Raw genomic sequence first — 26,985 nt, 5'->3', positions numbered from 1 at the left:
ATTTCTGCTCTCTCATTTAATAAATTTATTCCCAAAATGGCGTCTCCCAGTATTTTGACACCTAGCCCAAGCTAGGTGGGTGTCCCGGAGATATCAGCAATCGTCCTCCGCCGTTGCACAACGTTCATGCCGTTGTGTCGGAATTACCAAGGCCTGACATATGATATCAAACAGCAGACTCCCTTATTTCAGATGTAGGTTCAAAATAATAGGCTTGCGCTCATTTCAGGAAAAATATCAGCTCCCCAATATGGCTTAACGACCTGAAATCCTATTAACTCCTGCTTTATAGCCTTATTATAGCACCAGAAATTCATAAAGTAAATTTAGCTAAGATTTATTTATCTACGTATATCTTCATCAATCTGCAAATTCCTTTATTTAAGTATTTATACCTACAACCTTTTATACTTATTCCTTGTAATATTTGGCATGATTTTATACACCTCCCTGATTGGTGTATTGCATGCAATCGAGCCGTCTATAACAATCTTCAAGTATTCTTCCGGAAACCTAAGACACAACCCGCAGCCGCCTTTTGCAATGTGGCACGGGATAGATATAACCTCAAATTTATAGCCTCTCTTTTCAAGTTCGGAGTCAAGCTTGTATACAAGATTTCCCGAATCTAATATAGCAATACACTTCATAAAACCACTCCAATTTTTATAAATGTTCTAATTGGCTAAAGTCAAACTATCGGCTAAAGCTGATAGTTTGACTTTAGCGAACTCTCAATCCACATTACATAATATTGCAGCAATTATTAAAAAGTTACCACATTGACGAGTATGATTGTTTATGAATAATCGTTTTTAAAGCTGAAAAACGCTTTCTTCAACCGTGCTTTGAAGTACGCTGCTTTTTTGTCATTCCTATCCTGTTTAGTCTGGCATGATAAAACAGATATTGCTGAGCATACCCTGTCAATTCACCAAAATTCTCTTTTGCAAAGCCCTGTATCTCTGTCAGGCTGGCCTCCTTTTTAAAATAGAGCTCCTCCATTACTCTTTTAACCCATACATCTGTAGGAAAAACATTAAATTTAAGACCGCTGAACAGCAAAATACAGTCTGCAACCTTAGGTCCGACACCCGGAAACTTCATCAGCTCTTTTCTTGCCTCTTCGGTTTCCATATCTTGCAGCATATCTCTCGTAACAGGATTTTTATATATCATCTGAGATGTCTGATAAATATATTTGCACCTAAAACCGGCCCTGCATTGCTGGATTTCATCTAAAGCGGCACCGGCCAGCTCATTTATTCCCGGGAATCCATATGCATTATTATCCTCCTCTATACACCTTCCTTTGAGTACTGAAAGAGAATCTACGGTTTTCATTATTCTGGGAATCATATTATTTGCAGAAATAATAAAGGATATCAGCATTTCCCATAAGTCCTGCCTTAAAAGCCTGATCCCGAAGCCTGTTTTTATGGCCTCCTTCAGTATATCATCCTTCTGGAGTATATCTTTAATTTTTGAATAATCCGTTCCCAAGTCAAAATATTCATACCAAATATTTATAAAATCCTGCTCCCCAGCATTTGTAATCCTTAAAATTCCATCGGAAAAGCTTACGTTTGCAAACCTTTCTTTTACAATTCCATTATAGCTTCCATCCTTTTGCTTTATCCATCTGAAGCACTGCCCGCACTCAAATATATGTGTCAGGTCAAAATCCCGGACACCTTCTATTGATAAAATTCCATCCTCTGCGCTAATTGAATACCCCTTATATTCCATATTAACCCCCACAGCCCAGCTAGGGCACAAAAATTTGGTAAAGCTTTCGTAGCTGTACATCGGCTTTTTATCGCGCAAAAATGCACTATGCTTGTACAAACTCTGTTTTCAAGCCTTTTCAAGCCATCTTTCATCTATTTGTCAAAACGTCGCTAAAAAACCGGCCTCGCCTATAGCAACCTTTTATCATCTTTTAATCATAATACCCGGTTTATCATTGTTAAATCAATGTATATATTTATCCAATTTATTTTCTAAACTCAATTTAAGTGATATAATTTTTATAATATTCAGAAAATTTTTATTTATCTGGCAAATAATTATTGTTTTTCATTACTACTACAAGGAGACTTTTATGAAAGAAAAAATATACACCATACCGGTTACCGATGCTTTCTCTGCAGACTGCGAGTGTCCTCTTTGCGTTTTGGAAAAAAAGCTTGAAGACGAAGGCATTGAATATGCTCTGGGTGCCTCTCTGATGGAGCCTGATTATCGCCAGACCACAAACGAATTGGGCTTTTGCAGGACGCATTTTGAGGCTATGTACAATAAGCAGGTTAATAGACTTGGGCTTGCTCTAATGATAGATACCTTTCTGCAGGAGAAAAACTCGCACATCAAAAAAATATTTGAAAGTAAATTGAGCGCTGTAGAACAGGATGCCACAGCTGGCATTGTCAAAAATATTTCAAAAAAACTATCCCCAAAGCAAACCAATACGGAAAGGCTTATTTCTGAGCTTGTAGCTGAACTGGACGGTATAAATGGCAGCTGTGCTATTTGCAGCAAGCTTGAGCACACAATGGACAGATATATCGATGTCATTTTTTATTTATATTTTAAAGAGCCTGAATTCAAACAAATCTTTCACTCAAAAAAGGGCTTTTGTTTGAAGCATTTAAGACTTCTGCTAAGTTCAACCTCAAAATACCTGAACACATCCCAAGCCGCAATTTTCATAAAAAGCATCATGGAAATGCAGATAAGCAATCTTGATAGAATCGAAAAGGAAGTAGACTGGTTTACAAAAAAATTTGATTACAGATATAACAACGCCCCTTGGGAAAATTCCAAAGATGCTGTTACAAGAAGCATACAAAAAATCAGGGGAAACTGTGAATTTAAATAGAGCTATTTCAAGAGGCTAAAACCTTTGAAGCCTTAAAAGTGCAAATAACATAACGGCAAAGCTTAGTTAAAAATAATTGTCCTGCTTTCAGCTTGATTTCAATAAAATCAGTAACATTTTTACATATTATTCAGTATTATGTAAAGTAGATAGGTTTATTCTATCAGCCTATGAGCACCTTAACAACTGCCACCATCCTGTACCGGTCCTCCCCCTGGCACAGAAATCAGACAAAGGTGTACTTCATTAAAGCAGGATACACTATAGCTTATCAATAGATTGTTTAAGCTTCCGGTGCTCATAGGTCTTCTGAACATCACTTTTTTCTCTTCGCTATATTTGTCAAATCATAAGGTGTCTCTTGATATACATAATAATTGAGCCAATTCAAAAACAGCAGATGCCCATGGCCTCTCCATCTGACAATAGGCTCCTTTTCAGGATTGTCATTCGGAAAGTAGTTTTTGGGAACAGCTATGTCTAAGCCCTTTTCTATATCCCTGTCATACTCCTTCTTTAATGTGAGAGGATCATATTCTGAATGTCCGGTAGCAAAAATATGCCTTCCGTCTTTAGATGCAACCAAATAAACACCCGCATTCTCGGATTCAGAAAGAATTTCAAGCTCTTGAATTCTCTCGATATCTTCCTTTCTGACTTCAGTATGTCTTGAATGAGGCACATAAAAAATATCATCAAACCCTCTGAGCAGCTTGACATACTCCTTCGTTTTTGTATGAGGGAATATACCGAATAATTTTTCCGGGATATCATATTTCTGAACACCATAATGATAATAAAGCCCTGCCTGAGCCCCCCAGCAAATATGGAGAGTTGAATATACATTTGTCAAGCTCCAATCCATTATCTGAGTTAATTCCTCCCAGTATTTAACCTGCTCAAACGGCATTTGCTCAACTGGTGCCCCGGTTATTATCAAACCGTCAAAATGATCCTTTTTAATTTCTTCAAAGGTTTTATAAAAAGCCTCCAGATGCCCCTCAGGTGTGTTCTTAGGTACATGGGATGCCGGATACAAAAGCACCGGTTCAATCTGGAGAGGAGTATTCCCAAGCAATCTGAGCAATTGAGTCTCTGTAGTTATCTTAGTAGGCATTATATTTAAAATTGCTATTTTAAGCGGCCTGATATCCTGATGATAAGCTCTGTCCTCATACATGACAAATATATTCTCACTGTTTAAGATTTCGCCGGCCGGCAAATTGTCAGGTATTCTAATTGGCATGCTTTTATCCTCCATGATATAATTTATTAGCCATTTTCATACAGAAGTCTACTTATGTTTATGCAAAATGGTTTAATATTAATTATAGTCTTATGAATTTATAAAAGTCAACAGTTGTTGCTTCCGGTAATTTTTATGCCAGTCATTTAAATGCTTTTATATTTATAGAAATCATATTATACCATTACTGATGTTTCTTCCCTCTGAATTTAAGCCCGTAAAAAATGAAACCGGTAGTACCTTTAAATTAAAGGACATTACCGGCTTCGTGGTTTATCGGCATTTAATGTGGATTATCTGCTTTTTTCAAGTGCCTGATCTATGTCGTAAATCAAGTCATCCACATCCTCAATGCCTATTGAAAGGCGGACTGTATTTGGTGTAATGCCTGATTTAAGAAGGTCTTCTTCTGACAGCTGGGAGTGGGTTGTGCTAAACGGATGTATAACCAGAGATTTTGCATCTGCAACGTTCGCCAGCAATGAAAATATTTCCAGACTGTCAATAAATTTCTTTGCATTTTCAAAACCGCCTTTTATTCCAAATGTAAATACTGAGCCTGCACCCTTTGGGATATATTTTTGAGCCAGTTCATAATATTTATTTCCCTTCAGGCTGGGATAATTTACGAACTCAACCAACGGATGATTCTCTAAATGCTCAGCTATCTGTCTTGAATTGCTGACATGCTTTTCAACTCTGAGTGATAATGTTTCAAGACCTTGAATAAATAAAAATGAATTAAAAGGACTGATTGAAGCTCCGGTGTCTCTTAAAAGCTGTACTCTTGCCTTAGTTACAAAGGCTGCTCCGCCCAGATCAGAGTAAACAAGACCGTGATAGCTTTCATCCGGCTGCGTAAATCCCGGAAAACGGCCGCTTGCAGCATAGTCAAATTTTCCGCCGTCAACAATTACTCCGCCTAAGGAAGAGCCATGACCTCCAATAAATTTTGTCGCTGAATGAACAACCACATCCGCACCGAACTCTATAGGCCTTATCAGATATGGAGTACCAAAGGTGTTGTCAACTATAAGCGGAATACCATGCTTGTGAGCTACATCTGCTACCGCTTCAATATCTATTATGTTTGCATTTGGATTTCCAATGCTCTCAATGTAAATTGCTTTTGTTTTTTCATTAATGGCATTTTCAAAACCTTTAATGTCATCAGGATCAATGAACTTTGTAATTATGCCGTATCTGGGCAGCGTTGCGGAAAACAAATTATACGTACCGCCATATAATGTATTCGCCGCTACTATTTCATCTCCGGCACCGGCAATATTCAGTATCGAGTAAGTAACAGCCGCCGAACCCGATGCAACTGCCACCGCAGCTGTACCGCCCTCCAGCGCCGCTATTCTTTTTTCAAAAACATCATTAGTGGGATTAACGAATCTTGAATATGAATATGCGGAATCACGAAGTGCAAATACATCTGACGCATGGTCGGCATCTTTAAAAACATATGACGTAGTCTGATATATGGGAACTGCTCTCGAACCTGTTACTTTATCTATTTCTTGACCTGCATGTACTTGTAATGTATCAAAGCTTAATTTTCTGCTCATATAAGAATCCTCCCTTTATTTTCATAGTATTTCTATAGGTTTTATTTATATTAAATATACATCCAAATTATATTCTTGTCAACATATTTTTTACATAATAATATTTTGCCAAAAATATTATTATCAAAATATTATTTTACTTATATGATTATAATTCGAATTTATAAAACACCTGCCTGAAAGCTTGAATAAATAAAAGGACCCTTTAAATTTTTAAATACTCAAATATTCATTTAAGGCATCAACTGAATACTTTTAAGCAAAATACGACATGCTTAAAAGTGTGCTGTAATGTATTATTAATTAATACCGATTATATATTTTATAGCTAATGCAGCTATCATAGGAGGTTTTATGGATAATATCCCGTCGTATAAAAACGAAACTTTAAGCTATGAGGAACGTGTCAAGGACTTGGTTTCACAAATGACTCTTGAAGAGAAAACCATGCAAATGCTGTTTGATGCTCCGGCAATCCCCCGCTTAGGCATACCTGCTTACAACTGGTGGAATGAAGCATTGCACGGTGTTGCCAGAGCAGGCATCGCCACGGTGTTTCCGCAAGCTATTGGTATGGCGGCAACCTTTGACGAGGACCTTATTTATGAAGCGGCAGAGGTTATTTCAACAGAAGGAAGAGCGAAATATCATGAATTCCAGAGAAAAAACGATCATGATATTTATAAAGGACTTACTTTCTGGTCACCTAACATAAATATTTTCAGAGACCCCCGTTGGGGACGCGGTCATGAGACTTATGGCGAAGACCCCTATTTGACAAGCAGGCTTGGCATTAAGTTCGTAAAAGGCTTACAGGGCAATGACAGCAAATACATAAAAGCAGCTGCCTGCGCAAAGCATTTTGCTGTTCACAGCGGTCCCGAAGGCGAAAGACACAGGTTTAATGCCATAGCCACAAAAAAAGATATGTACGAGACTTACTTACCTGCCTTTAAAAGATTAGTTCATGATGCAAAGGTTGAAGCTGTTATGGGTGCTTATAACAGAACAAACGATGAGCCCTGCTGTGGAAGCAAGACCTTATTGAAAGATATTTTACGGGACGAATGGGGCTTTAAGGGCCATGTCACTTCTGACTGCTGGGCAATAAAGGATTTCCATGAAAATCATATGGTTACAAAAACAGCTCCTGAGTCTGTGGCACTTGCAGTCAATAACGGCTGTGATGTAAATTGCGGCAATATGTATCTGAATCTGCTTATAGCCTATGATGAAGGCCTTATAGATGAGAAAACTATTGATGAATCAGTTTCGCGGCTGATGATGACACGTATGAGGCTTGGCATGTTTGACAGCAATGAAAAAATTCCTTATGCATCAATTCCGTATTCCGTAGTTGACTGTGAGGAGCATAATGAGTTTGCTCTCAAGGTATCAAAGGAATCCTTGGTACTACTAAAGAATGACAATAATATTCTGCCTATTGATAAAAACAGCTTGAAATCAATAGCTGTAATAGGTCCCAATGCTGATAGCAGAAATGCCTTGATAGGAAATTATTTTGGTACTGCTTCAAGATATATCACTGTGCTGGAAGGAATCCGCGAATCCGTCCCCGAAACGGTAAGAATAAACTATTCTCAAGGCTGCCATCTATATAAGGATCAGGTAGAGGGCTTAGCCAGACCGAATGACAGAATTGCCGAGGCAATATCTGCGGCTGAAAACTCAGATATAGTCATTATGTGTCTCGGTCTTGATTCCACTATAGAAGGAGAAGAAGGCGATGCCGGAAATGAGTATGCATCAGGAGATAAAATCGACCTGAACCTGCCCGGAAATCAGCAGCAGCTGTTAGAAGCCGTACATGCAACCGGAAAGCCTGTTATTCTTTTACTTTTATCGGGAAGTGCGCTGTCTGTGACATGGGCAGATAATAACATCCCCGCTATAGTGCAAGCATGGTATCCGGGCGCACGGGGAGGAAAGGCCGTTGCTTCTGTGCTTTTCGGTGAAAGCAGTCCCTGCGGTAAGCTTCCCGTTACCTTTTACAAAACTACTGAGGAATTGCCTGACTTTCATGATTATTCAATGAAAAACAGGACTTACAGATACATGGAAAAGGAAGCGCTTTATCCCTTTGGCTATGGTCTGAGCTATTCCCGGTTTGAATACAATGCTTTATCTGTTTCGAGTGATAAAATAAAACAGGGTGACAATATAAGCTGCACAGTTAAGGTAAAAAACATAGGAAACCGCGAAGCCAAGGAGGCTGTACAGCTTTACCTGAAGGATGTTGAAGCCAGTGTTGCAGCTCCTAAGTGGCAGCTCAAGGGAATCAGAAAGGTACGGCTGCTTCCGGGTGAACAGGAAGAAGTCAGCTTTACTCTTACATCTGAAGATATGATGCTTGTTAACGAAGAGGGAGCGTCTGTCCTTGAGCCCGGCAATTTTGAAATATATGCGGGAGGCAGCCAGCCTGACTCAAGAAGCATATACTTGACAGGGAGCAATGTATTGAAGGCTTCTTTCACATTGGAATAGTATTTGTTATTTTTTAAAACAGCAAAAAATTTTATTGCCTCCGTATAAAAATATTATATAATGTTTCTATACGGAGGCTTTAATTATGTATGTTGACGGCTTACACGAAAAAGGCATATTCAAGGATGGTTTCCCATTCAGACTCGAGGTTAATGCCTTGGATAATTTCGACTATCCTGTGCATTGGCATGCCGTGATAGAAATTTTATATCTGGAAAAAAACAGTTTAAATATCAATGTTAACAATAAAGAATCGAAGCTGGATGAAGGTGACATACTATTTATAGCCGGCGGTGATACTCATGGCTTTTCCAACCGGAATAACAGCGGAAAAAGAATTTTTATCCAATTTGACTCATCATCATTAAGTACCTTTGGCAATAATAGCATTATAAAATCTTTGATTTCAGGCAGCTTTAAAATATCACTCAAGGATACCCCCTTTCACGGGAGTATAAAGGAGCATATTTTAAGCATTGTTGAAAGCTATTCCAAGAGAGATTTTGGTTTTGAATTTTTTATCAGTGCAAGGATACATGATATCTTTGCTATTATTTCAAAATTTCTGGCCGACAAGGTAAATTTTCAGAATACTCCGGACACAGCCAGAAAAATTCAGGGAATGGATAAGCTTTCAGAAGCCTTTAAATACATAGAGGCAAATTACATGAATGACATTTCATTGTCAGATGTAGCTAAAGCAGTAGGTTTCAGCGAGTCTTATTTTTCAAGAATGTTCAAGGATATTACAGAGAAAAATTTTATTCTTTACTTGAATGAGTATAGAATAAAACAAGCTGAGCATTTTCTTATTGACTCAAGTATGTCTATAGCAGATATAGCCTATACCGTTGGCTTTAACAGCATTGTCACCTTCAACAGGGCCTTCAAAAGTATTAAGGGCTGTTCTCCTTCTGGATACAAGAAAATCGGGCTTTAAATACCGTCCTGATATTTTACCTCACGAAGCTTCAACTGCCTTTATGAGAATGCGATATGACGCATCCTCATTTTTGGCTGATACTTTATATTTTTTAATCATGCACTTCTTGCACTCAAAAGCCTGTCAATAGCCGGTTGATTAAAGCCCACAATAATTCTTCCGTTAAAATCGATTACCGGTACACTACGCTGACCGGATTTACGAATCATTTCCAGAGCTCCTCTTCTGCTGTAGGCCACATTTACTTCCTCAAAGGGAATATTTTTTGATTTTAAATAGTTTTTAGCCACCATACACCACGGACAAGATGGGGTTGAATATATTTTAACCGACATAAATATTACCTCCCTGGTATTTTAAGCTTAATTACTCAGCTTATAGCTGCCTCTCCGTTAAAATAATTATTTGAATCAATGATAACAAATTTGTTCAATTATTATATACCCCCACAAGGTATATCAAAACATGAATTTAAATATATATAAATATTTCACGAAACTGTTTCCATATACCCATTACGGGTATATAATTATTTATATTTGTTATTAATTTCTGATTTTATATGCTCTGTTTCTTCGCTCTATAAAATATCGGGACAATATTACGGAAAATAATCCGATAAAATAAGCAAGGATATTATTAGGAGGTGCATTATTGACACACATTTCTTATCTTATGACATTCATTGAAGGAATCTTAACCTTCATATCCCCTTGTATTTTACCTATGCTTCCCATTTATTTTTTGTATTTGGCCGGAGAATCTCAGAACAAAAGCCGTCTGCTTACAAATTCCATTGGTTTTGTAATTGGATTTACAATCGTTTTTACAATTCTTGGAGCCACTGTTACATCCTTCGGATACTTTCTGACAAATCACAGAAATTTGCTGGAGAAAATCAGCGGACTAGTTATGATTTTATTTGGTCTTAACTTTACAGGAATTTTAAAAATAAACCTTCTGAACAGAGAGAAAAGATTTGATTTCAAATTTAACAGACTCCGTTTTTTAAGCTCAGTTGTATTCGGCATGGTTTTCAGTCTTGGCTGGACTCCCTGTCTAGGTGCATTTTTAGGTTCGGCTCTTGCTCTTGCCAGCAACTCGGATACAATCCTTCAGGGAACGCTCTTGCTTTTTCTCTACTCTGTGGGCTTGGGTATACCCTTTATTCTGACATCAGTGCTGTTTGAAAAGGTAAAAGGAGCTTTCAGGCAAATTCAAAAGCATATGGCAATCATAAGCATTATATCCGGAGTGCTGTTAATTATAGCCGGTATTTTCGTTTTCACCGGCAGCCTGAAATATCTCGGCAATTACATTTAAATTTATCTATATTTGAGGAGGAATTATTTATGCGAAAAAAAATCAGTATTGTTATATGGGTTGTTGCTATTTGTGCTGTGTTGGCAGCAGCGTATATATTATATTCAAAAAACCAGCCTCTGATTATAGAGCCTCCATCGCAGCAAACTGAGTCCACAAGCCAATCTGACCAGAACACCAACCCGCAGGCCCCCGACTTTACACTAAAGGATATGGATGGAAACGATGTAAAGCTTTCCGACTATAAGGGCAAAATTGTAATCCTCAACTTCTGGGCAGTCTGGTGTAAATACTGCAAAGTTGAAATGCCTGACTTTAATGAACTGAATAAAGAGCTGCAAAAGGAAAATGAAGTTGTTATTCTAGCTGTTAATTCTCAGGAATCTGTTGACACAGTTAAGGAATATCTTACATCAAGCAATATTGATTTAAAGGTTCTATTGGATTCGGACGGCAGCGTAACCCAGAAGTACGGCATCTCAGGCTTCCCCACAACCTTTTTCATCAATAAGGACGGTACTCTGTACACTTATATTTCCGGAATGACAGACAAAAAAACTCTGACTCAGGTTATCAGTGAAATCAAAAGCAAGGATACCCAAGAATAAAGAAAGCCGCTTCTAAAAAGCCGGTTACGATTGAAATGCAGAGAATCCGACCGTAATCGGCTTTTTAGTTTATTTCATAAAGCTTTGTATAGTTTTCGTAAGTTCACTCAGCGCCTTTTCCTTATTTTCAGATAGCACTGCATCTTGGATACACTTCATGGAGTGCTTTTCAAGTATTATGCTTCCTACTTTATTAATTGCAGAACGTACTGCGGCAACCTGAGTTAAAATATCCGCACAGTATTTCTCTTCATCCACCATTTTTTGAATCCCTCTGACCTGACCCTCAATACGCTTGAGTCTTTTAATGAGATCCTCTTTTAATTGATTTTTCTCCTCATTTCCCATGCTGCAGCTCCTTGTATATATAGATATATACATTATACTTTTTTGCCTGCAACTTTTAAATCCTTTTTCTTTACTCCAGCAGCAATAAATCCTCTTCTTTAAAAATTATTCTTATAGGGCTGTCCTTAACTGAAATATCTCTCCATAAGTCCTTGTCAATTTCCCATCTTATTTGAGAATTATCATCCTTGCCGCTTTTATTTTTTAACATAATTATATACGAAAACGGATTTTCAATTACCTTAGCCACCTCACAAGTCATAACATTATGCAAATCCTCCCTTTCTGTATATTTCAAATAATGGGCCCTTATACCTACATATTTTATTTCATCCGAAAGCCCCTTTTCAGTATGCAGCTCCAAATCCCAGTCTACTGCCCTTAATGTGTGCTCTGCAAGCTTTTCGACTCTTGATATATTTTTGCAGCCTGTAAGAAGTGCAGCCGACAGCTTTTTAGGAGCGGCAAACAAGCTTTTCTTTTCACTTACCGTCTCAACTCTGCCATCCGAAATAACAGCTACTGTTTTTGAAAAACGATAAACTTCATTTCTATTATGGGATACCAGAAGTACTGTTCCTTGAAAACCGGACAGCGAGTCCATTATTTTTTGCTCAAGCTGCCACTTCAGATAGCTGTCCAAAGCACAAAAGGGTTCGTCCAGCATAATAATGTCCGGTTCGGATGCCATAATTCTTGCAAGTGCCACTCTTTGCTGCTGTCCCCCCGACAGCTGGTGAGGCCTTTTCTTTTCTAAGCCCTCAAGATAGAATATTTTTATTTTTTCCTCAACCGCTTCTTTACGCTCATGCTTACCGCTGATTACGCCTATGCCTATATTTTCCTCCACAGTCATATTGGGAAATAACGCATAGTTTTGAAACAGATATCCAACCTTTCTTTTCTGGGGTGACAAATTAATTTTCTGTTCCGAATCAAATAAAACTCTTCCGTCTAAAACAATGGTGCCCTCATCAGGCGTCTCTATACCTGCAATACATTTCAGCGTCATGCTTTTACCGCAGCCGGAAGCACCCAGTAAGGCAGTGATTTCATTATTTGCGGAAAACTCAACCTCCAGTGTAAAATTGCCCATTACCTTTTTAATATTAACGTACAGTGACATCAAATATCACCTCTTTTTGCCGTTCTTTTCTCTTGGGCCCTATTCCAAAAATTGATTAAAATCATTGAGGTAAAGGACATTGTACAAATAATCAACACCCAATTATACGCTTTTGCCTTATCTCCCGCCTGAACTGCCGTATAGATAGAGAGAGCAATAGTCTGTGTTTTGCCCGGAATGTTCCCTGCAAGCATCATTGTCGCCCCGAATTCACCTAATGCTCTGGCAAAGGATAGAACGGTTCCTGCCACTATACTTGGCAGTACGTTAGGAATCACAACCTTATAAAAAATTTTAAATTCGGCTATGCCAAGGGTTCTTGCCGCGTATATCATATTTATGTCAAATTGCTCAAAAGCACCTCTTACAGTTCTATACATCAAGGGAAAGGCTACTACCGTTGATGCGACAACCGCCCCTATCCATGTAAAAACAACACTTATATCAAACCTCAGCAAAAAACTGCCAATCAGGCTGTTTCTTCCAAATATAGTCAGAAGGAAAAAACCGACAACCGTAGGAGGAAGAACCATGGGCAAGGTAAATACTCCATCTATCAGGCCCTTGAATCTCTTGATTTTAAAAACATACCAACCGGCCGGAATCCCAAAAAGAACCGTAACTGCCGTAGCGGAAAACGCTACCTTCAGTGATACATAAAGTGGCGATAAATCCATGCAATCCACCTTCTATCTGTAAAAATCCATGTTAATTATTCATTTCAAAGCCATATTTTTCAAATACATATTCAGCCTGTGATGTTGACAGATAATCCAGAAAGGCTTGAGCCTCGGCAGGATGCTTGCTGCTCTTCAGCACTACCGCAGGATATATAACCGGCTTGTGGCTGCCCTCCGGCGCCTCACATACCACCTTGATTTTATCTGACAAGGCAGCATCAGTTGAGTAAACCACTCCGCAGTCAACCTCTCCGCTTTCCACCCATGTGAGAACCTGTCTGACATCACTGCCGTAATTTGCCTTTGCTTTTACCTTATCAAGTATTTTAAGATAAGTAAGTATCTCTTCCGCATACTGCCCTACCGGAACACTGCTAGGCTCTCCCAGTGCAACTGTCGAAACCTTGTCAGCAGCAAGCTCCTCAAAGCTTTCAATATTCTTTGTACTGCCGGCAGGAGTAATTAATACAACCTTATTTTTAAGCAGCTCTTTTTTTGATCCTTCCTTAACCAATCCCTTTTCTTCAAGAGCCGTCACCTGCTTTTTTGCTGCCGACAAGAAAATATCTGCCGGCGCACCCTGCTCAATCTGGGTCTGCAAAGTACCTGAGGAGCTGAAGGTACAGGTTATGGCAATATCCGGCTCAACCTTTTTATACATTTCAACAAGCTCCTTTGTCGCATCGGTTAAGCTGGCAGCAGCAGCAACAAAAATTTCTGTTTTTTCCGCCGTATCTGACGGACTTGCTTTTGAAATATCACTGCCGGAATCCGCAGAAGGTGTTGATTGACTTCCGCAGCCCGTCAGTATTAAAATGACTGCAATAAATAACATTAATATATTTTTTCTAATCGTTCTCATAAGTAACCCCCATTTCCACACAACAATGTAAGCCATTTTATTTAAACAGAATCTCTCCGGCATACTCCTTTAAACTCATTGCGGCAGCATAGCCCGGACTTATATCAAAAAGCTTATCCGCCACCGATATAAAGTGGTTCAAGTCACAATTCCCTGCACGCTCACCAATTCCGAACAAGGTTGTATCAATAAAATCCGCTCCTGCTTTTGCAGCCTCCAAGGAATTTGCCACTGCCATCCCCAAGTCATTATGGGCATGAATGCCTACAGAAATGCCTGTATTGTTAATAATCTCACTTATAGCCTGATATGTTCTGAACGGTGTCAAAACACCCACTGTGTCGGCAAACCTGATGCCGGCCACTCCCATATCCTTCATAATATTTGCAATGCTGATAATAAACGTTATATCCGCCCGGGAAGCATCCTCCATCCCGACAGTAACTGTATATCCCTTATCCAGCGCAAGGCTGACGCAATCCTGTAAGCTTTTCTGAAGCCAGACCTTGTTTTTCTTCAGCTTGGAATATATGTGAACATAGGATACAGGCGCACTTATATGGATAATATCGGGGCAGCAGTCAAAGGAATGTAAAATATCTTCTTTTATAATTCTGTTCCACGTTGATATCCTTGCATTTTTTTTATTGCTTACTATTTTGCAAATTGCATCTTTTTCATGCTTCCCCATTGCAGGAACTCCGGCCTCAATCTGATATATGCCTGCCTCATCCATTAACTGAGCAAGCCTTGCCTTCTCAGCTATGTTAAATGCAAAGCCCGGGCTCTGTTCACCGTCACGAAGGGTCGTATCTGTCAAATATTTTTTTTCCTTCATAGCAAATCCAACCTCCGCTATATATGTTATTGAATTAATTCCTTAGCGAATGCCACAAATTCTTGATCAGTTATACTTCTCCTCAGGCGGATACATTCCTCTTGTATTGAAGCGAGTAATTCCGAGAACCTGTTATCCGGGAAATTTATATTATACTCCTTAAGCTTCATTTCAATTGCCGTACTGCCGGAATGCTTTCCTATAACTATTTTTCTTTTCATTCCTACCACAGACGGCTCAAAGGGTTCATAATTTGAGCCGTTCTTGAAAATACCATCAACGTGAATTCCTGATTCCACGTCAAAAATGCCGTTACCTATTACTGGCTTATTTTTAAGTATCTTTTTCTCTGTAATTTCTTCAAATAAATTTTTTATCTGCACAAAAACAGATAAATCCAGATTAGGCTTATGACGCTTTGTAATCCTGAGTGCCATGACCACTTCCTCCAAGGCTGCAAAGCCTCCGTTTCCCGAAAAGCTGACTGCCACACTGCTTCCGCCATTTAAAATCCATTCCACAGCCAATGCACTGGCACAATAGCAGCTATTCTGAGGGCATAATTCAAGCGCACCGGAATTTATTTTTTTTATTCTGTCAAATGCGGATATATAGTCATGCTGCAGCAAATCATCAAGACCCACGATTCTGATATTATGATATTCATTAAATTTGTTCATAAGTTTAATCTCTCTGATATCATTAATCTGAATCTCCGAAATGGTTTCCAGCCGTGTGAAAAATCCGCTGTGTCTGCAAATATACCTGCTGAATCCGGGATAATATTTAATTTCAGTGGGATCCTGAACCCTTAATATGGTATTCCTTTTATCTACATTTTCCTTAATACTTTCGTATACCGGCACATTAATTTCAACAAAGTTTATACCTGTTTTAAACAGTAGCCCATATAATTCCGGCACATTTTTATTTTGGGCAGCCTCATTGTTTAGTGAGCATAGAGTGACATCTGTAATTTTAATCATTCTGACCTACCCCCTAAAGTCTAAATTAATTCCACCCATATAATTACATATTTATATTAAATTAGCAACTCCTTTACTTTCTCTCCTTCTGCCAGATGCTTTTCCACAATAGTTTCCACATCATCCTCAGTTACATTTCCATACCAGGTTCCCTCCGGATAAATAACGACCACCGGGCCTTTATCGCAAATTCCAAAACAGCCTGTATTAGTTACCATTACATCACTTGTTAAATCCTTATCATCGATTTCCTCCATAAATCTTTGAACCAAATCAACACTTCCCTTTGAATGGCAGAAGCCTTTTTGCGTTCCGTTTATTCTGCAGCTTGTACAGACAAACACATGATATTTCGGGCTCAACATACTTTAAATCCTCCCTTCGTTAAAATTTATAAGACCTGACCTTAGCTGATACAACCTATACACAAAGCTTTTCTGCCGCCACTCTAACCGCATTCTCAATTCTGTCGTAGGTTGTAAAGGTCTCAATAGCTTTTTCCTTAAGCTTCTGCTTAGGTGCTTCACCGATTCTCATTGCCAATACCCCATTGCAGTCCTTTACTGTTTCAAGAATAGCCTCCATTTTGCCCTCCTTGTTCATACCGCCCATTCCGTCACAGCCTTCAGCCCCGTCACAGTATTTGCTGACACTTCTCCTTTCCTTAAAGCGTATAACCTTATTTTTGTACTCATATATATAAAAGTCACTTGCATGACCGAAATGTTGGTCGACTAATATACCGCTTTTGGAGGATACCGCAAATAAAAATGTTTTTTCCTCTGCCCTGTCCGTTTCCTCGATGTCATTACAGCCGGTACATCCTCTGAAATTAATAGACTGGTCATTATCCAAGGTCCCGATTGCATCAGCCCTGCACTGGCGGCAGTGATACATCTGTTTCAAAATCGATCCGCATTGTTTTCTCATGCCCATTATTTCTCTGTTGCTTACCAGCGGAATATTTTCAAATTCACTTCCTGCCACAGGAATCAGCTGCATAATATTTGTTATTTCACAGCCGAGCTCCTTTGCCTTTTCTACGACTACAGGAATATGATACTCATTGATACCCTTAAGCATTACAATATTCACCTTGCAAATCAACCCCAGAGAGGTACTTCTCTTTATTCCGGACAGCTGATTTGCCATAAGAATTGCAGCTCCCACCTCTCCGAAATACCTATGTCCCATATAGTCAACATGCTTATATATTTTTGCTCCTATTGTTGTGTTTACTGCATTCATCGTAACCGTAACATGTGATACGCCCAGCTCTGCCAGTTCATCTGCATACAGGGGAAGCAGCAGGCCATTTGTAGACAGGCAAAAGGTTACTTCCGGATCCTCTCTTTTAATCAGGCTCAGGGTTTTTCTTGTGCTTTCGAAATCAGCCAATGAGTCACCGGGTCCGGCAATCCCAACAACCTTCAGGTTAGGCAGCCCTTCCTTAACCCTTTTATACTTTTCACAGGCCTGCTCAGGAGACAAGACCTCTGTTGTAACTCCCGGCCTGCTTTCATTCGGGCAATCATATTTTCTGACGCAATAGTTGCATTGAATATTGCATTTTGGCGCTATCGGCAAATGCATTCTTGCATATTCGCTGCCGCATCCGTTAAAGCAAGGATGTGTCTCTGTTTTCTTCTTATTGGCAAGTATAATATCTGCTTTATTCCTCAAGCCGGCCACCTCCTTCAGAGAACTAATTTTATCCAAGTCAACACTTGTATCCCCTGCCTCCTCTTTATAATATCTATCATGCATTTCACCCCTGAAGCTGTGCTCCTTGCGGATTAGCAGACTGTTTGTGATTCTGTCCAGCAATTCAAGGGAGCCGTCATATCCAAGCATTCTCACCCTCTGTCCGCCAACCTGATCATGTATAGGGAACGCACATCTGACAAGCGGAAGCCTCAGCTTTTCCTCAATCCTTCTGCCGTCAGAGCTGCCTATCATGATATTTGCTCCGTATTCAACCGCATATTTTTCTATTGTGTCAAAATCACAAGCCTCCAATATTAAAAACTTATCTATATGAAGGAAGTCTGCAACACCTTGTACCTCCTCTTCAAGCCTTTCCTTTAAATTGCCGCATTTTGCTCCTGTAGCCGTTATAACCGGCATAATGCCGTTTTCTGCACAAAGACGAACTGCGGAATATACAAAGTCAGGCTCTCCGAAAATAACAGCTCTACCCTCGGCATTATATTTATGCGAATCAATCATCGCATCCATATAACGTCCGCGTTCCTTCATTATTTCCTCAGGCTTTGTTCCGCCTGCATGTTCCAGCACACTTATCAAAGCATCGGTGTCCCTCAGCCCGACAGGCAAGCTGCATCTGACAAAAGGAACCCCGTAAGCAGCATATAAATATTGTGCCGGAGAATTATGCTCTTTTGTAAAAGTAGTCAGCTCGATTGTAAGCTTGGCTCCTCCCATCAATGAAAGCTCTTCAAGAGAGGTTCCTCCCTCGGGCAGTCTGTTATAGCTTTCTTTATGCTGTCCGTCCAAATTCTCCGAAATATCAGGAAGCAATATATATTCAACCTTCATTGAGTCCAGCAGCCTTTTTAAATAGCGTGTATCAGCAGGAGATATCATGCCTGTGATAATATTCACCTTATTATTCTTTTCAGGAACCATATCCACATTTTCCACAATAGCCCGCAATGCCATAAAAAATCCTTCATATTGTGTTTCTGAATATCCCATTGAAACTACCGGTATAAATTTAACTTTGTTCCCGGGATGAATTATATTGAAATTATTAATTATTCTCGGTACATCCTCGCCGATTGTTTCTGCAAGACAGGTAGTTGCTATACCTATTACCTCAGGGTTATATAATTCAATCATATTTTCCAAACCCTTTATTAAATTGTTCTCTCCGCCAAAAACAGTGCCATTCTCTGTTAAAGAAGAGGACGCTATATCTACCGGCTCGTTGTAATGTGTTGCCATATGGCGCCTTATATAAGTACTGCAGCCTTGTGAGCCGTGAAGTATTGTCATGCAGTTTTTCAAACCGTAAAAAGCGCTTACAATTCCCATTGGCATACACATTTTACACGGATTCACACATAAATTGACTAAGTTTTTACTCATGCTAACCTCCGCGCCCCATATCGGCACAAAAAATTTTTTATCAGCCTCTTACCATTTTCCATACAGGACTGTTTAAAGAAAGGTTTATCTCCTCAGTAAAGTTTATAACTCCTTCATAGCCTGCAAGTGCATGCTTCCTTTCGTGGTTGTGGTCACAAAAGGCTATTCCCAGCTTATACGCCAGAGGCCGCTCCTTTACTCCTCCCACCAGAATATCCGCACCCTTCTGCTTCATAAAGGCTTCCAGCTCAGCAGGATTAGCATCATCTAAAATTACTGTGTCCTTTCCCACCAAGCTTTCCATAACTTCGTAATCTTCCTTTTTTCCTGTCTGTGTTCCCACAACTACTGTTTCAATTCCCATTTCCCTAAACTGCCTGATTAGAGAAATAGCCTTGAAGCCTCCTCCTACATAAATTGCAGCTTTTTTGCCTTCCAAATTCTTTTTGTATTTATCCATAAAGCTGTTCAGCTTGTTTCTTTCCATTTCAGTAAAGGCTTCTGCCTTTTGAATATTTTCCCCGGACCCGATTGCCTCCGCTATGCGTATCAATGATGCTGATGTGTCTTCAACCCCGAAAAAGCTGATTTTTACAAAAGGGATTCCCATTTCCTCTTCCATTTTTTTAGCCAGATAAGTCATTGATCCGGCACATTGTACAAGATTCAACTGAGCCGCAGGTGCCTTTATAAGTGTTTCGCAGCTTGAGTCTCCTGTAATAGTTGCTACTACCGGAATTCCTATTTCCCTTAAATAATTTTTTATAATCCACATCTCACCTGCAAGATTAAAATCCCCCAGAATATTGACCCCTTTTATTTTTGCTTGATTTTTATGCGGTTCAATAAGTTCTAATATCGCATTACAGGCCATCTTGTAACCATAGGATTTATTTCCTGAAAAACCCGGAGATTTTACCGAAATGACCCGCGTACCGTGCTTTTTCTCTGCCTGCTTACAGACAGCATCCACATCATCGCCTATTACGCCCACTATGCATGTGGAGTAAACAAAAATTAATTTTGGATTATGTTTTTCTATGATTTCTTCAATTGCTGCGGCCAATTTCTTTTCCCCTCCGAAAACAATATCCTTATCACTCAAATCTGTCGAAAAGCTATTCCTGTATAAATCGCTTCCGCTTGTCAGGCTGCCGCGTATATCCCATGTGTAGCTTGCGCATCCGATAGGGCCGTGCACAATATGGAAAGCATCTGTAATGGGATTCAGCACAACTCTGGCACCGCAATATACACAAGCTCTTTGGCTTACTGTTCCGGACAAGCTGTCACTATCACACTTGATAGCTGGTGCATCAAAATTACAGCCTATATCTTTTTTCCCATTTACAATAAAAGCTTTTCTTTCATCTAAAATTCTTGCCTCCATCTTCCGACCCCCTTATCAAAAAAGCTGCAGCGCAGATAATTCCTGTGCCACAGCTCCATTGCTGATATTCCTTCCTACATAACCATTTCAAAATCCTCGTCTGAACATGTCTTATCCTGTCTGTCCATTAATGCCTCGGCAATTCTTTCTACCAACCGTAAAGCACCCTTGTACCCTACTATGGGGAAATACGGATGTGCATATCTGTCAAGAACCGGGAACCCTGCACGGACAAACGGAATATCCTCAGCTCTTGCAATTGATTTGCCATAAGAAGTACCTATCATCAAATCAACCTTCTCATTTTTAATCCATTGATGCAATTCAAACAAGTCTCCTGCCGCTTTTGCAGTACAGCCCTCAACTCCGTACTGCTCAAATAATTTGCCCGCCAGCTTTACAAAATTCTCACCGGGTGTGCCGGTTAACACATATTTGGGGAGCATCCCCATTTCAAGAACCATTCTGGTTAAGCCCAGCACAGTATCGGGATCTCCAAATATTGCGACTGCTTTGTTATAGAAATAAGCATGGGCATCAAGCATTATATCTACTAATTGTCCGCGTTCCTCCTCCAGCTCATAGGGAACCTCTTCATTTGACAATTGAGCCAATTCCATTACAAATCTGTCAGTTGCCTCTATCCCGATTGGAAGCGGAAGCAATGTATATGGTACCTTGCATTTTCTTTCCAATAAGCTTGCAGGTTCTTCACTGGTTAATTCGCCCAGTGCCAGAACCATTTTGCAGTCACCCAGCCCTGCAATCTCCGGAATACGTGTACCGCCCTTTGGATACATTGTGTAATCACCTGTCATCGGAACATCCATTACTCCGCTCTGATCCGGAAACATTGTAAAAGGCACCTTCATATAATTTGCAAGCCTTTTCATTTCTCTGATATCTCCCGGATTAACAAACCCGGGGAAAATTGCAGTTTTTCCGTTGCAATTGCCTGTTGCTTCAGACAGATAATTTATAAAGCCTGTCATCATATTGTAAAAGCCAAATATATGTGAGCCAACATAACTAGGTGTATTTGCATGTATTACCAGCTTTCCTTCAGGGATATCCATATCCTGAATATACGAATTCAGGTCGTCTCCTATGGTTTCACTGAGACAGGTGGTGTGTACCGCAATAATATCCGGATTATATATATCAAAAATATTCTTTACGCCCGTTCTAAGGTTGCTGCCTCCGCCAAATACTGACGCGCCTTCTGTAAAAGAGCTTGTGGAGGCAATTGCCGGCTCCTTGAAGTGTCTTGTCAAAAATGTTCTGTGGTATGAAACGCAGCCTTGCGACCCATGACTGTGAGGCATGCAATTATGTACCCCAAGTGCTGCATATATAGCCCCCACAGGCTGGCATGTCTTGCAAGGATTTACTCTGAGAGCATTCCTCTCTGACCTTTCTTTTTTAGTTAGATTCAGCATTATTTTTCACCTCCTGCCAATTTTGCCTTAAGTGTTGACTTGTTTTTCCATGGCGGTATTACCAAGCCCCATGCCGGAGTATACAGTCCCATTGTCAGATCCCTGGCAAAGTTTATCGCTCCCAAAAACCCCGCATATGGCCCGCTGTAATCATAGGAGTGTAGCTGCTTTGAATACACTCCCGATTTTTGAAGGACATACTTGTCTTTTATTCCTGAAAAAAACATATCCGGCTTAAGTAATTTTATAAACTCTTCCGTTTCGAAATGATTCAGATCATCTACCACCACACTGTTATCCTCCATGGTTCTAATCATTCCGCAATACTGCTCCAGAGGAATCTTTGTTTTCAGTTCTTCATACTGCTCCTCGGTAAGATATGCATGAAACTTCCGTTCATCCTTTTTAACCTCAAGATGCTCTATATTTTTGCTGTCAGCATCTTCCTTTATAGTGGGAATAACCTCTCTGCCCTCATAATCATCTCTATGGGCAAATTCATAGCCTGCCAGAACTGTTTTTACTCCGAAATCTGCAAGAAGATTCTGATAATGATGGGAACGTGAGCCTCCCACATAAAGTGCGGCTGTTTTTCCCTTCAATTTGGAATAATAATATTCTTTTTCCTCAGCTATATTTGCAAGCTCATCAAGTATTACAGCCTCGGTTCTTTCTGTGAGCTCATTGTCACCGAAATATGTTGCCATATCTCTCAGTGACTGAATTATAGCCTCCAAACCGATAAAGTTTACTTTTATCCAATCAACCCCATATTTTGTTTTCATCATTTCTGCAATATAATTTATGGAGCGATGACATTGTACTATATTTAAATTCGCCATATGAGCATTTTTCATTGTTTCATAGCTTCCATCGCCTGTGAATACGGTAATTATTTCATATCCTATCCTCTTCAGAAGTCTTTCAACTTCCCAGCCGTCTCCGCCGATGTTGTATTCTCCCAGCATATTAATTGTAAACCTTTTGGTAGGCTCTGCATCTCCTGTACCTATTACTTTTCTTATTAAAGTGTTGTTAGCGATATGATGCCCTCCGCTCTGGCTTACGCCCTTATACCCTTCACAGCTGAACGCCATGCAGGATATGCCGTATTCCCTTTCCGTATCGGAAGCCACTGCATGAATATCATCGCCTATAAGTCCAACCGGACAAGTAGAGCATATCATTATACATTTAGGATTAAATATTTCTACTGCTTCTTTTATGGCCTGCCTAAGCTTTTTTTCACCGCCGAAAACAATATCCGACTCCTGAAGGTCTGTTGAAAAACAGTACTCAATAAAATTTCTCCCATCCTCGGGCTTTGCCTTATTACGTCTTGTTCCCCATGAGTAAAAGCCACAGCCTATCGGTCCATGAGTCAATACTAAAACATCCTTAAGGGGGCCGAGTACAACACCCTTACAGCCTGCATAGCAGCATCCCCTATTTGTCATAATTCCCGGAACACTTCTGGTATTGGCAGCAATAGGCTGCTGCCTTGTCTCTTCATTGACCTCAATAATATGCTCTTTTCTGTTTTTGTAAACCTTTGCGCTGTATTTATCCAATACAATATTTCTTACATTCATTTGTCTCACCCCCAATTTTTTATAGTATGGTTTCACCTGTTCTTACCTTGTAGGTTTCTTCTATTGGAATAACAAATATTTTCCCGTCACCCGGATTACCTGTCTGGTTGGTTTTAAATATAGTTTTTATCGCCAGATCTACTTGCTCATCCTCAATTACCAGAGTGAGAAATCTCTTGGGAATAAGTCTTGCAGTTTCCGTAAATGCCTCACCTATTTTTGAAACGGGCAATTCTCCTGTTTCCATGATATAGTTTAAAACTGTCGCATCAAGACTCTTTTTCCCTCTTCCTAGACATGGTCTGCAGCAAAAGGCGGGGAAACCTGCGTTTGCAAGAGCTTCCTTAGTCAAATTAACCTTATCTGTACGAATAACGGCCATAATTTCCTTCATGAGCTTTCCCCCCTACAGTCCTTGTTTAGCAGTACTGATAGTATATGCATCCAATACTGCACTGATAAAAATCCTGCCGTCTCCAAAGTTACCCTTTTCACCGGTTCTTGCATTTCTCATTATTACCTTAACTACATCATCCTTGTCTTCATCCTTTACAACAAGCAGCAGCATTTCCTTCGGTATTTCATTGTATTGGACATCTCCTATTACTATACCCTTCTGCTTACCTCTTCCATAAACGTCCATTTTTGTTACTGCCGGAAAACCCGCCGCCAATAATTCTGACAGTACAATATTCGTTCTTTCGGGTCTTATAATTGCTCTTATTAGTAACATATTTTCCTCCACCTTTCTTAGCAATTTTATATATCCATAATCCCATGCTCCATAAGCAGTGACTCAAGCCTATCCTGAGAAAGCGGCTTTGGAACAACAAACATCTTGTTTTCGTCAATTTTCCTTGCCAGTGCTCTGTATTCATCTGCCTGATTACAAGCCGGATCGAAGTCAATAACGGTTTTTTTATGTATTTCCGCTCTCTGAACCATGTTATCTCTGGGAACAAAATGAATCATCTGTGAGCCCAGCTCCTTTGCAAAGGCCTCTACAAGGGCCGCCTCGCCGTCAACCTTGCGGCTGTTGCAAATAATACCGCCAAGTCTGCAGCCGCCTGTATTTGAATATTTTAAAATACCCTTTGATATATTGTTGGCTGCATAAAGGGCCATCATCTCTCCGCTTGCAACAATATAGATTTCCTGTGCCTTTCCTTCCCGTATCGGCATTGCAAAGCCTCCGCAAACGACATCACCCAATACATCATAGAAAACATAGTCTAAATCATCTTCATATGCTCCAAGCCTTTCCAAAAGCCCGATTGAAGTAATAATACCGCGGCCGGCGCAGCCAACACCAGGCTCAGGTCCTCCGGACTCAACACATCTGATATTTGCAAAACCATTTTTCATAACCAGATCCAGGTCTATGTCCTCGCCTTCTTCTCTCAGAGTATCCAATACCGTCTGTTGTGCAAGCCCCCCTAAAATAAGTCTTGTTGAATCTGCTTTTGGGTCGCAGCCTACAATCATTATTTTTTTGCCCATTTCACCTAACCCTGCCGTCAGGTTCTGCGTTGTTGTTGATTTTCCGATACCGCCCTTACCGTAAATAGCCACCTGTCTCATAATAATACCCCCCTATTTCTGCTGTACGCTGTACATTAGTAATTAGAACAAAAGGCCCTCAAACACAACATATAGTTGGTGTCTGAAGACCTCTTCGTCTATTGATAATTATTAAACCGCCGTTCAAAAACAACTCCTTGATAAGCCAGCATCGCTTATTACCAGAAAAGTCTCATTCCCATAAATATATGGGATATGAGACTTCGTCGTCGTGTTGCTTTCATTTAGCTTACTTCGATTATATATTCATACGGATTTATTCACAATGCACGAAAATGTCAAATATCCTCCTGTATCTTGGTATCTTATTTATACATTACTTACAAATATTAATCGAGGCTATGCTAATTTACAAATATTAGTTGCTTATTTTTATAAACATTCATATAATGAAATAAATGCAATGGAGCAAATCATGCGGGCAGCTTGATTTGCTTTTTTTTACCTTAGGGAAGCTCAGTATATATTAGGAGGCGGTACGATGTCCAATAAAATAGCAGTAATTTTAAATTCCAAAAAGGAGCTTATTCACTTTGAGGAGGGCTCCTGTATCACGGTATATAATAAGTCAGGGAGCAGCTGGAAAGCAGAAAATACCGTCAGTTATTCCTTAGACTCACTGGATATTTCTGACATCAGGGATTGTATTAAAGCAGTTATTCCAGAACTGAATAGCTGTAAAATCATCATTGCAAAAACAATTTCCGGAATTCCTTACATTGTTTTTGACAGAGCAGGCTTTGCAATTTTTGAAGCAGCAAGCCTTTCCGATTCTCTTCTTGATGAAATCCTTTCTGATGTAGAAGAAGCTTCCAAGAAAAAAAGCTTTTCCACAGCCGAGCTCAATACCTCACCAATTGAAACCGAAATTCCCGGCATATACTTTTTGAATCTTATAGAATTGCAGGAAAAGCATCCCGAAATATCATCGAAAAAAGCGCTGCAAGGCTTTATTGAAAATACACCTTTTGATAAATTAGAAGTAATTTGCAGCCATATTCCCCCTTGGCTTGAGAATTATCCCAGTCCCAGAAGGCTGACCTGCATATCGGAAGAACAGGGCAAAAATATCTGCAAAGTCTGCATATTTAAAACTGAAAAGTGATGGTATTTTTGAAGTATCAACTTTTATTAGCCTATTATCGTACCATCTTTTGCAATACTTAAATTATTTTTATGGCCAATATTAATAGTCTCTATTGGTAGTCATGTTTCCCGAGCTTCATTATCTATTCAAAATAAAATTTCTATATGAGGAATGTATACTCCTTTATATGCTCTATATTTTATAATATCTTTTACCTATTAATAAAATTAAACTCATTTGTGAGAAGCTTATTTATAAGTTTTTTATTCCAATATTATAGTCTTCGAACTGCGCATAGTATGACCATAGCATAAGCGAATCACTATTTAACGATGTTGTTAAAACGTATACTGTAGAATTATGAAAATTAGATGAAATTTTAAATTGAAAGAAGTATGACGTTTACAGAAAATATAATATTAAAAAGCTGGACTATGATTACAGAACAATATATTACAATAAGTTACATTAATATATGATATACTTTTACATTATTGCAAATTAGGATATTAGTGGGAGGAAAATATGAAGAAATATAGTAAGCGCTTAATCTTGGGGTGTCTTGCTTGAGTCTTTATGACACCATGATGGCAATTCGGGTGACCATGGCAGATAGGGTGTCAGAGATTCTTGCGTTAATTCTTTCAAGCCCGGCAATTTTGACAGTAGATATACCAAATACATATATGGGTTGAGTTGATTCGCTTTCGCAGACTCAATCATGCTGTATACAAGGGCACTGGCTTTAGCTCCACGGGTCGTATCGGCAAAGAGCCAGTTTTTCCTGCCTGTGACATAAGGTCTAATAGCATTTTCAGCACGATTGTTGGATATTTCAATTCGTCCATCCAGCAGAAAATTATTC

Annotated in this window: 26 protein-coding genes; 6 read left to right on the top strand and 20 right to left on the bottom strand. The window is 39.5% G+C overall.

The window, feature by feature from the left end; translation table 11 throughout:
* Positions 1–395 precede the first annotated feature (395 nt).
* Positions 396–650 carry a putative Se/S carrier protein gene (locus tag LY28_RS17675; RefSeq protein WP_110463503.1) on the bottom strand — a complete coding sequence of 85 codons (255 nt, stop codon included), beginning with the start codon at positions 648–650 and terminating at the stop codon, positions 396–398.
* Between the two features lie 187 nt (positions 651–837).
* Positions 838–1,749, bottom strand: coding sequence for a DNA-3-methyladenine glycosylase family protein (locus LY28_RS17670; protein WP_110463502.1), 912 nt, complete (start codon positions 1,747–1,749; stop codon positions 838–840).
* Positions 1,750–2,104: 355 nt separating this feature from the next.
* Here LY28_RS17670 and LY28_RS17665 point away from each other — a divergent pair, with 355 nt between their 5' ends.
* Entirely contained in the window at positions 2,105–2,881 is a 777-nt protein-coding gene (locus LY28_RS17665) for a DUF6062 family protein (protein WP_110463501.1), read from the top strand.
* A gap of 316 nt (positions 2,882–3,197) precedes the next feature.
* On the opposite strand, the gene metA is transcribed toward LY28_RS17665, so the two are convergent.
* Positions 3,198–4,127, bottom strand: a complete 930-nt coding sequence (gene metA, locus LY28_RS17660; protein WP_110463500.1) for a homoserine O-acetyltransferase MetA — start codon at positions 4,125–4,127, stop codon at positions 3,198–3,200.
* Positions 4,128–4,420: 293 nt separating this feature from the next.
* Complete coding sequence (locus tag LY28_RS17655; RefSeq protein ID WP_110463499.1) at positions 4,421–5,701, bottom strand: O-acetylhomoserine aminocarboxypropyltransferase/cysteine synthase family protein; 1,281 nt, start codon at positions 5,699–5,701, stop codon at positions 4,421–4,423.
* Positions 5,702–6,055: 354 nt separating this feature from the next.
* Here LY28_RS17655 and LY28_RS17650 point away from each other — a divergent pair, with 354 nt between their 5' ends.
* Complete coding sequence (locus LY28_RS17650) at positions 6,056–8,206, top strand: glycoside hydrolase family 3 C-terminal domain-containing protein (RefSeq protein ID WP_110463498.1); 2,151 nt, start codon at positions 6,056–6,058, stop codon at positions 8,204–8,206.
* Positions 8,207–8,291: 85 nt separating this feature from the next.
* Positions 8,292–9,146, top strand: coding sequence for an AraC family transcriptional regulator (locus LY28_RS17645; protein WP_110463497.1), 855 nt, complete (start codon positions 8,292–8,294; stop codon positions 9,144–9,146).
* Positions 9,147–9,244: 98 nt separating this feature from the next.
* Here LY28_RS17645 and LY28_RS17640 read toward each other — a convergent pair whose 3' ends face one another.
* Positions 9,245–9,484 carry a glutaredoxin domain-containing protein gene (locus LY28_RS17640; RefSeq protein WP_110463496.1) on the bottom strand — a complete coding sequence of 80 codons (240 nt, stop codon included), beginning with the start codon at positions 9,482–9,484 and terminating at the stop codon, positions 9,245–9,247.
* 319 nt (positions 9,485–9,803) lie between these two features.
* On the opposite strand from LY28_RS17640, the gene LY28_RS17635 reads away from it, so the two are divergent.
* Both LY28_RS17635 and LY28_RS17630 read left to right on the top strand, forming a co-directional pair.
* On the top strand, positions 9,804–10,472 hold the full coding sequence (locus LY28_RS17635; protein WP_479692095.1) for a cytochrome c biogenesis CcdA family protein: 669 nt from the start codon (positions 9,804–9,806) through the stop codon (positions 10,470–10,472).
* A gap of 29 nt (positions 10,473–10,501) precedes the next feature.
* Entirely contained in the window at positions 10,502–11,080 is a 579-nt protein-coding gene (locus LY28_RS17630; protein ID WP_110463495.1) for a peroxiredoxin family protein, read from the top strand.
* Between the two features lie 69 nt (positions 11,081–11,149).
* Here the strand turns inward: LY28_RS17630 and LY28_RS17625 are convergent, their stop codons facing one another.
* From LY28_RS17625 to nifH, 14 genes are all read right to left on the bottom strand, one after another.
* Complete coding sequence (locus tag LY28_RS17625) at positions 11,150–11,428, bottom strand: metal-sensitive transcriptional regulator (RefSeq protein WP_110463513.1); 279 nt, start codon at positions 11,426–11,428, stop codon at positions 11,150–11,152.
* 70 nt (positions 11,429–11,498) lie between these two features.
* On the bottom strand, positions 11,499–12,554 hold the full coding sequence (locus LY28_RS17620) for a sulfate/molybdate ABC transporter ATP-binding protein (RefSeq protein ID WP_110463494.1): 1,056 nt from the start codon (positions 12,552–12,554) through the stop codon (positions 11,499–11,501).
* Positions 12,554–13,231 (bottom strand): molybdate ABC transporter permease subunit, encoded by a 678-nt coding sequence (gene modB, locus LY28_RS17615; protein WP_110463493.1) that lies wholly within the window; start codon positions 13,229–13,231, stop codon positions 12,554–12,556. Before modB ends, LY28_RS17620 begins: the two co-directional genes overlap by 1 nt.
* Positions 13,232–13,262: 31 nt before the next feature.
* Positions 13,263–14,096, bottom strand: coding sequence for a molybdate ABC transporter substrate-binding protein (gene modA, locus LY28_RS17610; protein WP_110463492.1), 834 nt, complete (start codon positions 14,094–14,096; stop codon positions 13,263–13,265).
* 37 nt (positions 14,097–14,133) lie between these two features.
* Positions 14,134–14,934, bottom strand: coding sequence for a beta/alpha barrel domain-containing protein (locus LY28_RS17605; protein ID WP_110463491.1), 801 nt, complete (start codon positions 14,932–14,934; stop codon positions 14,134–14,136).
* 26 nt (positions 14,935–14,960) lie between these two features.
* On the bottom strand, positions 14,961–15,920 hold the full coding sequence (locus LY28_RS17600) for a homocitrate synthase/isopropylmalate synthase family protein (RefSeq protein ID WP_110463490.1): 960 nt from the start codon (positions 15,918–15,920) through the stop codon (positions 14,961–14,963).
* Positions 15,921–15,976: 56 nt separating this feature from the next.
* Positions 15,977–16,285 (bottom strand): 2Fe-2S ferredoxin, encoded by a 309-nt coding sequence (locus tag LY28_RS17595; protein ID WP_110463489.1) that lies wholly within the window; start codon positions 16,283–16,285, stop codon positions 15,977–15,979.
* 55 nt (positions 16,286–16,340) lie between these two features.
* Positions 16,341–19,031, bottom strand: a complete 2,691-nt coding sequence (locus tag LY28_RS17590) for a nitrogenase component 1 (RefSeq protein WP_110463488.1) — start codon at positions 19,029–19,031, stop codon at positions 16,341–16,343.
* Positions 19,032–19,071: 40 nt separating this feature from the next.
* Positions 19,072–20,421 (bottom strand): nitrogenase iron-molybdenum cofactor biosynthesis protein NifE, encoded by a 1,350-nt coding sequence (nifE, locus tag LY28_RS17585; protein WP_110463487.1) that lies wholly within the window; start codon positions 20,419–20,421, stop codon positions 19,072–19,074.
* Positions 20,422–20,495: 74 nt separating this feature from the next.
* Entirely contained in the window at positions 20,496–21,860 is a 1,365-nt protein-coding gene (locus LY28_RS17580) for a nitrogenase component 1 (protein WP_110463486.1), read from the bottom strand.
* The gene (locus tag LY28_RS17575; RefSeq protein ID WP_110463485.1) at positions 21,860–23,452 is read right to left on the bottom strand and encodes a nitrogenase component I subunit alpha; all 1,593 of its coding nucleotides are present in this window, start codon (positions 23,450–23,452) and stop codon (positions 21,860–21,862) included. The genes LY28_RS17580 and LY28_RS17575 overlap by 1 nt, the downstream gene beginning before the upstream one ends.
* A gap of 19 nt (positions 23,453–23,471) precedes the next feature.
* A complete protein-coding gene (locus LY28_RS17570; RefSeq protein ID WP_110463484.1) occupies positions 23,472–23,846 on the bottom strand; it encodes a P-II family nitrogen regulator in 375 nt (124 codons plus the stop codon).
* Between the two features lie 12 nt (positions 23,847–23,858).
* Positions 23,859–24,185 carry a P-II family nitrogen regulator gene (locus LY28_RS17565; protein WP_110463483.1) on the bottom strand — a complete coding sequence of 109 codons (327 nt, stop codon included), beginning with the start codon at positions 24,183–24,185 and terminating at the stop codon, positions 23,859–23,861.
* A 26-nt stretch (positions 24,186–24,211) separates the two neighbouring features.
* Positions 24,212–25,033: a nitrogenase iron protein gene (gene nifH, locus LY28_RS17560; protein ID WP_110463482.1), complete on the bottom strand. Its 822-nt coding sequence runs from the start codon at positions 25,031–25,033 to the stop codon at positions 24,212–24,214.
* Between the two features lie 481 nt (positions 25,034–25,514).
* Here nifH and LY28_RS17555 point away from each other — a divergent pair, with 481 nt between their 5' ends.
* Entirely contained in the window at positions 25,515–26,138 is a 624-nt protein-coding gene (locus tag LY28_RS17555; protein ID WP_110463481.1) for a Fe-only nitrogenase accessory AnfO family protein, read from the top strand.
* Between the two features lie 528 nt (positions 26,139–26,666).
* Here LY28_RS17555 and LY28_RS17550 read toward each other — a convergent pair.
* Positions 26,667–26,985: IS66 family transposase (locus LY28_RS17550; RefSeq protein WP_133250210.1), on the bottom strand; the 319-nt coding region annotated here is incomplete at its 5' end.

This window comes from Ruminiclostridium sufflavum DSM 19573 (assembly GCF_003208175.1).
GTDB classification, from domain to species: domain Bacteria; phylum Bacillota; class Clostridia; order Acetivibrionales; family DSM-1351; genus Ruminiclostridium; species Ruminiclostridium sufflavum.
The sequence above is the reverse complement of the archived record's forward strand: the minus strand, read 5'-3'. Positions and strand labels throughout refer to the sequence as shown.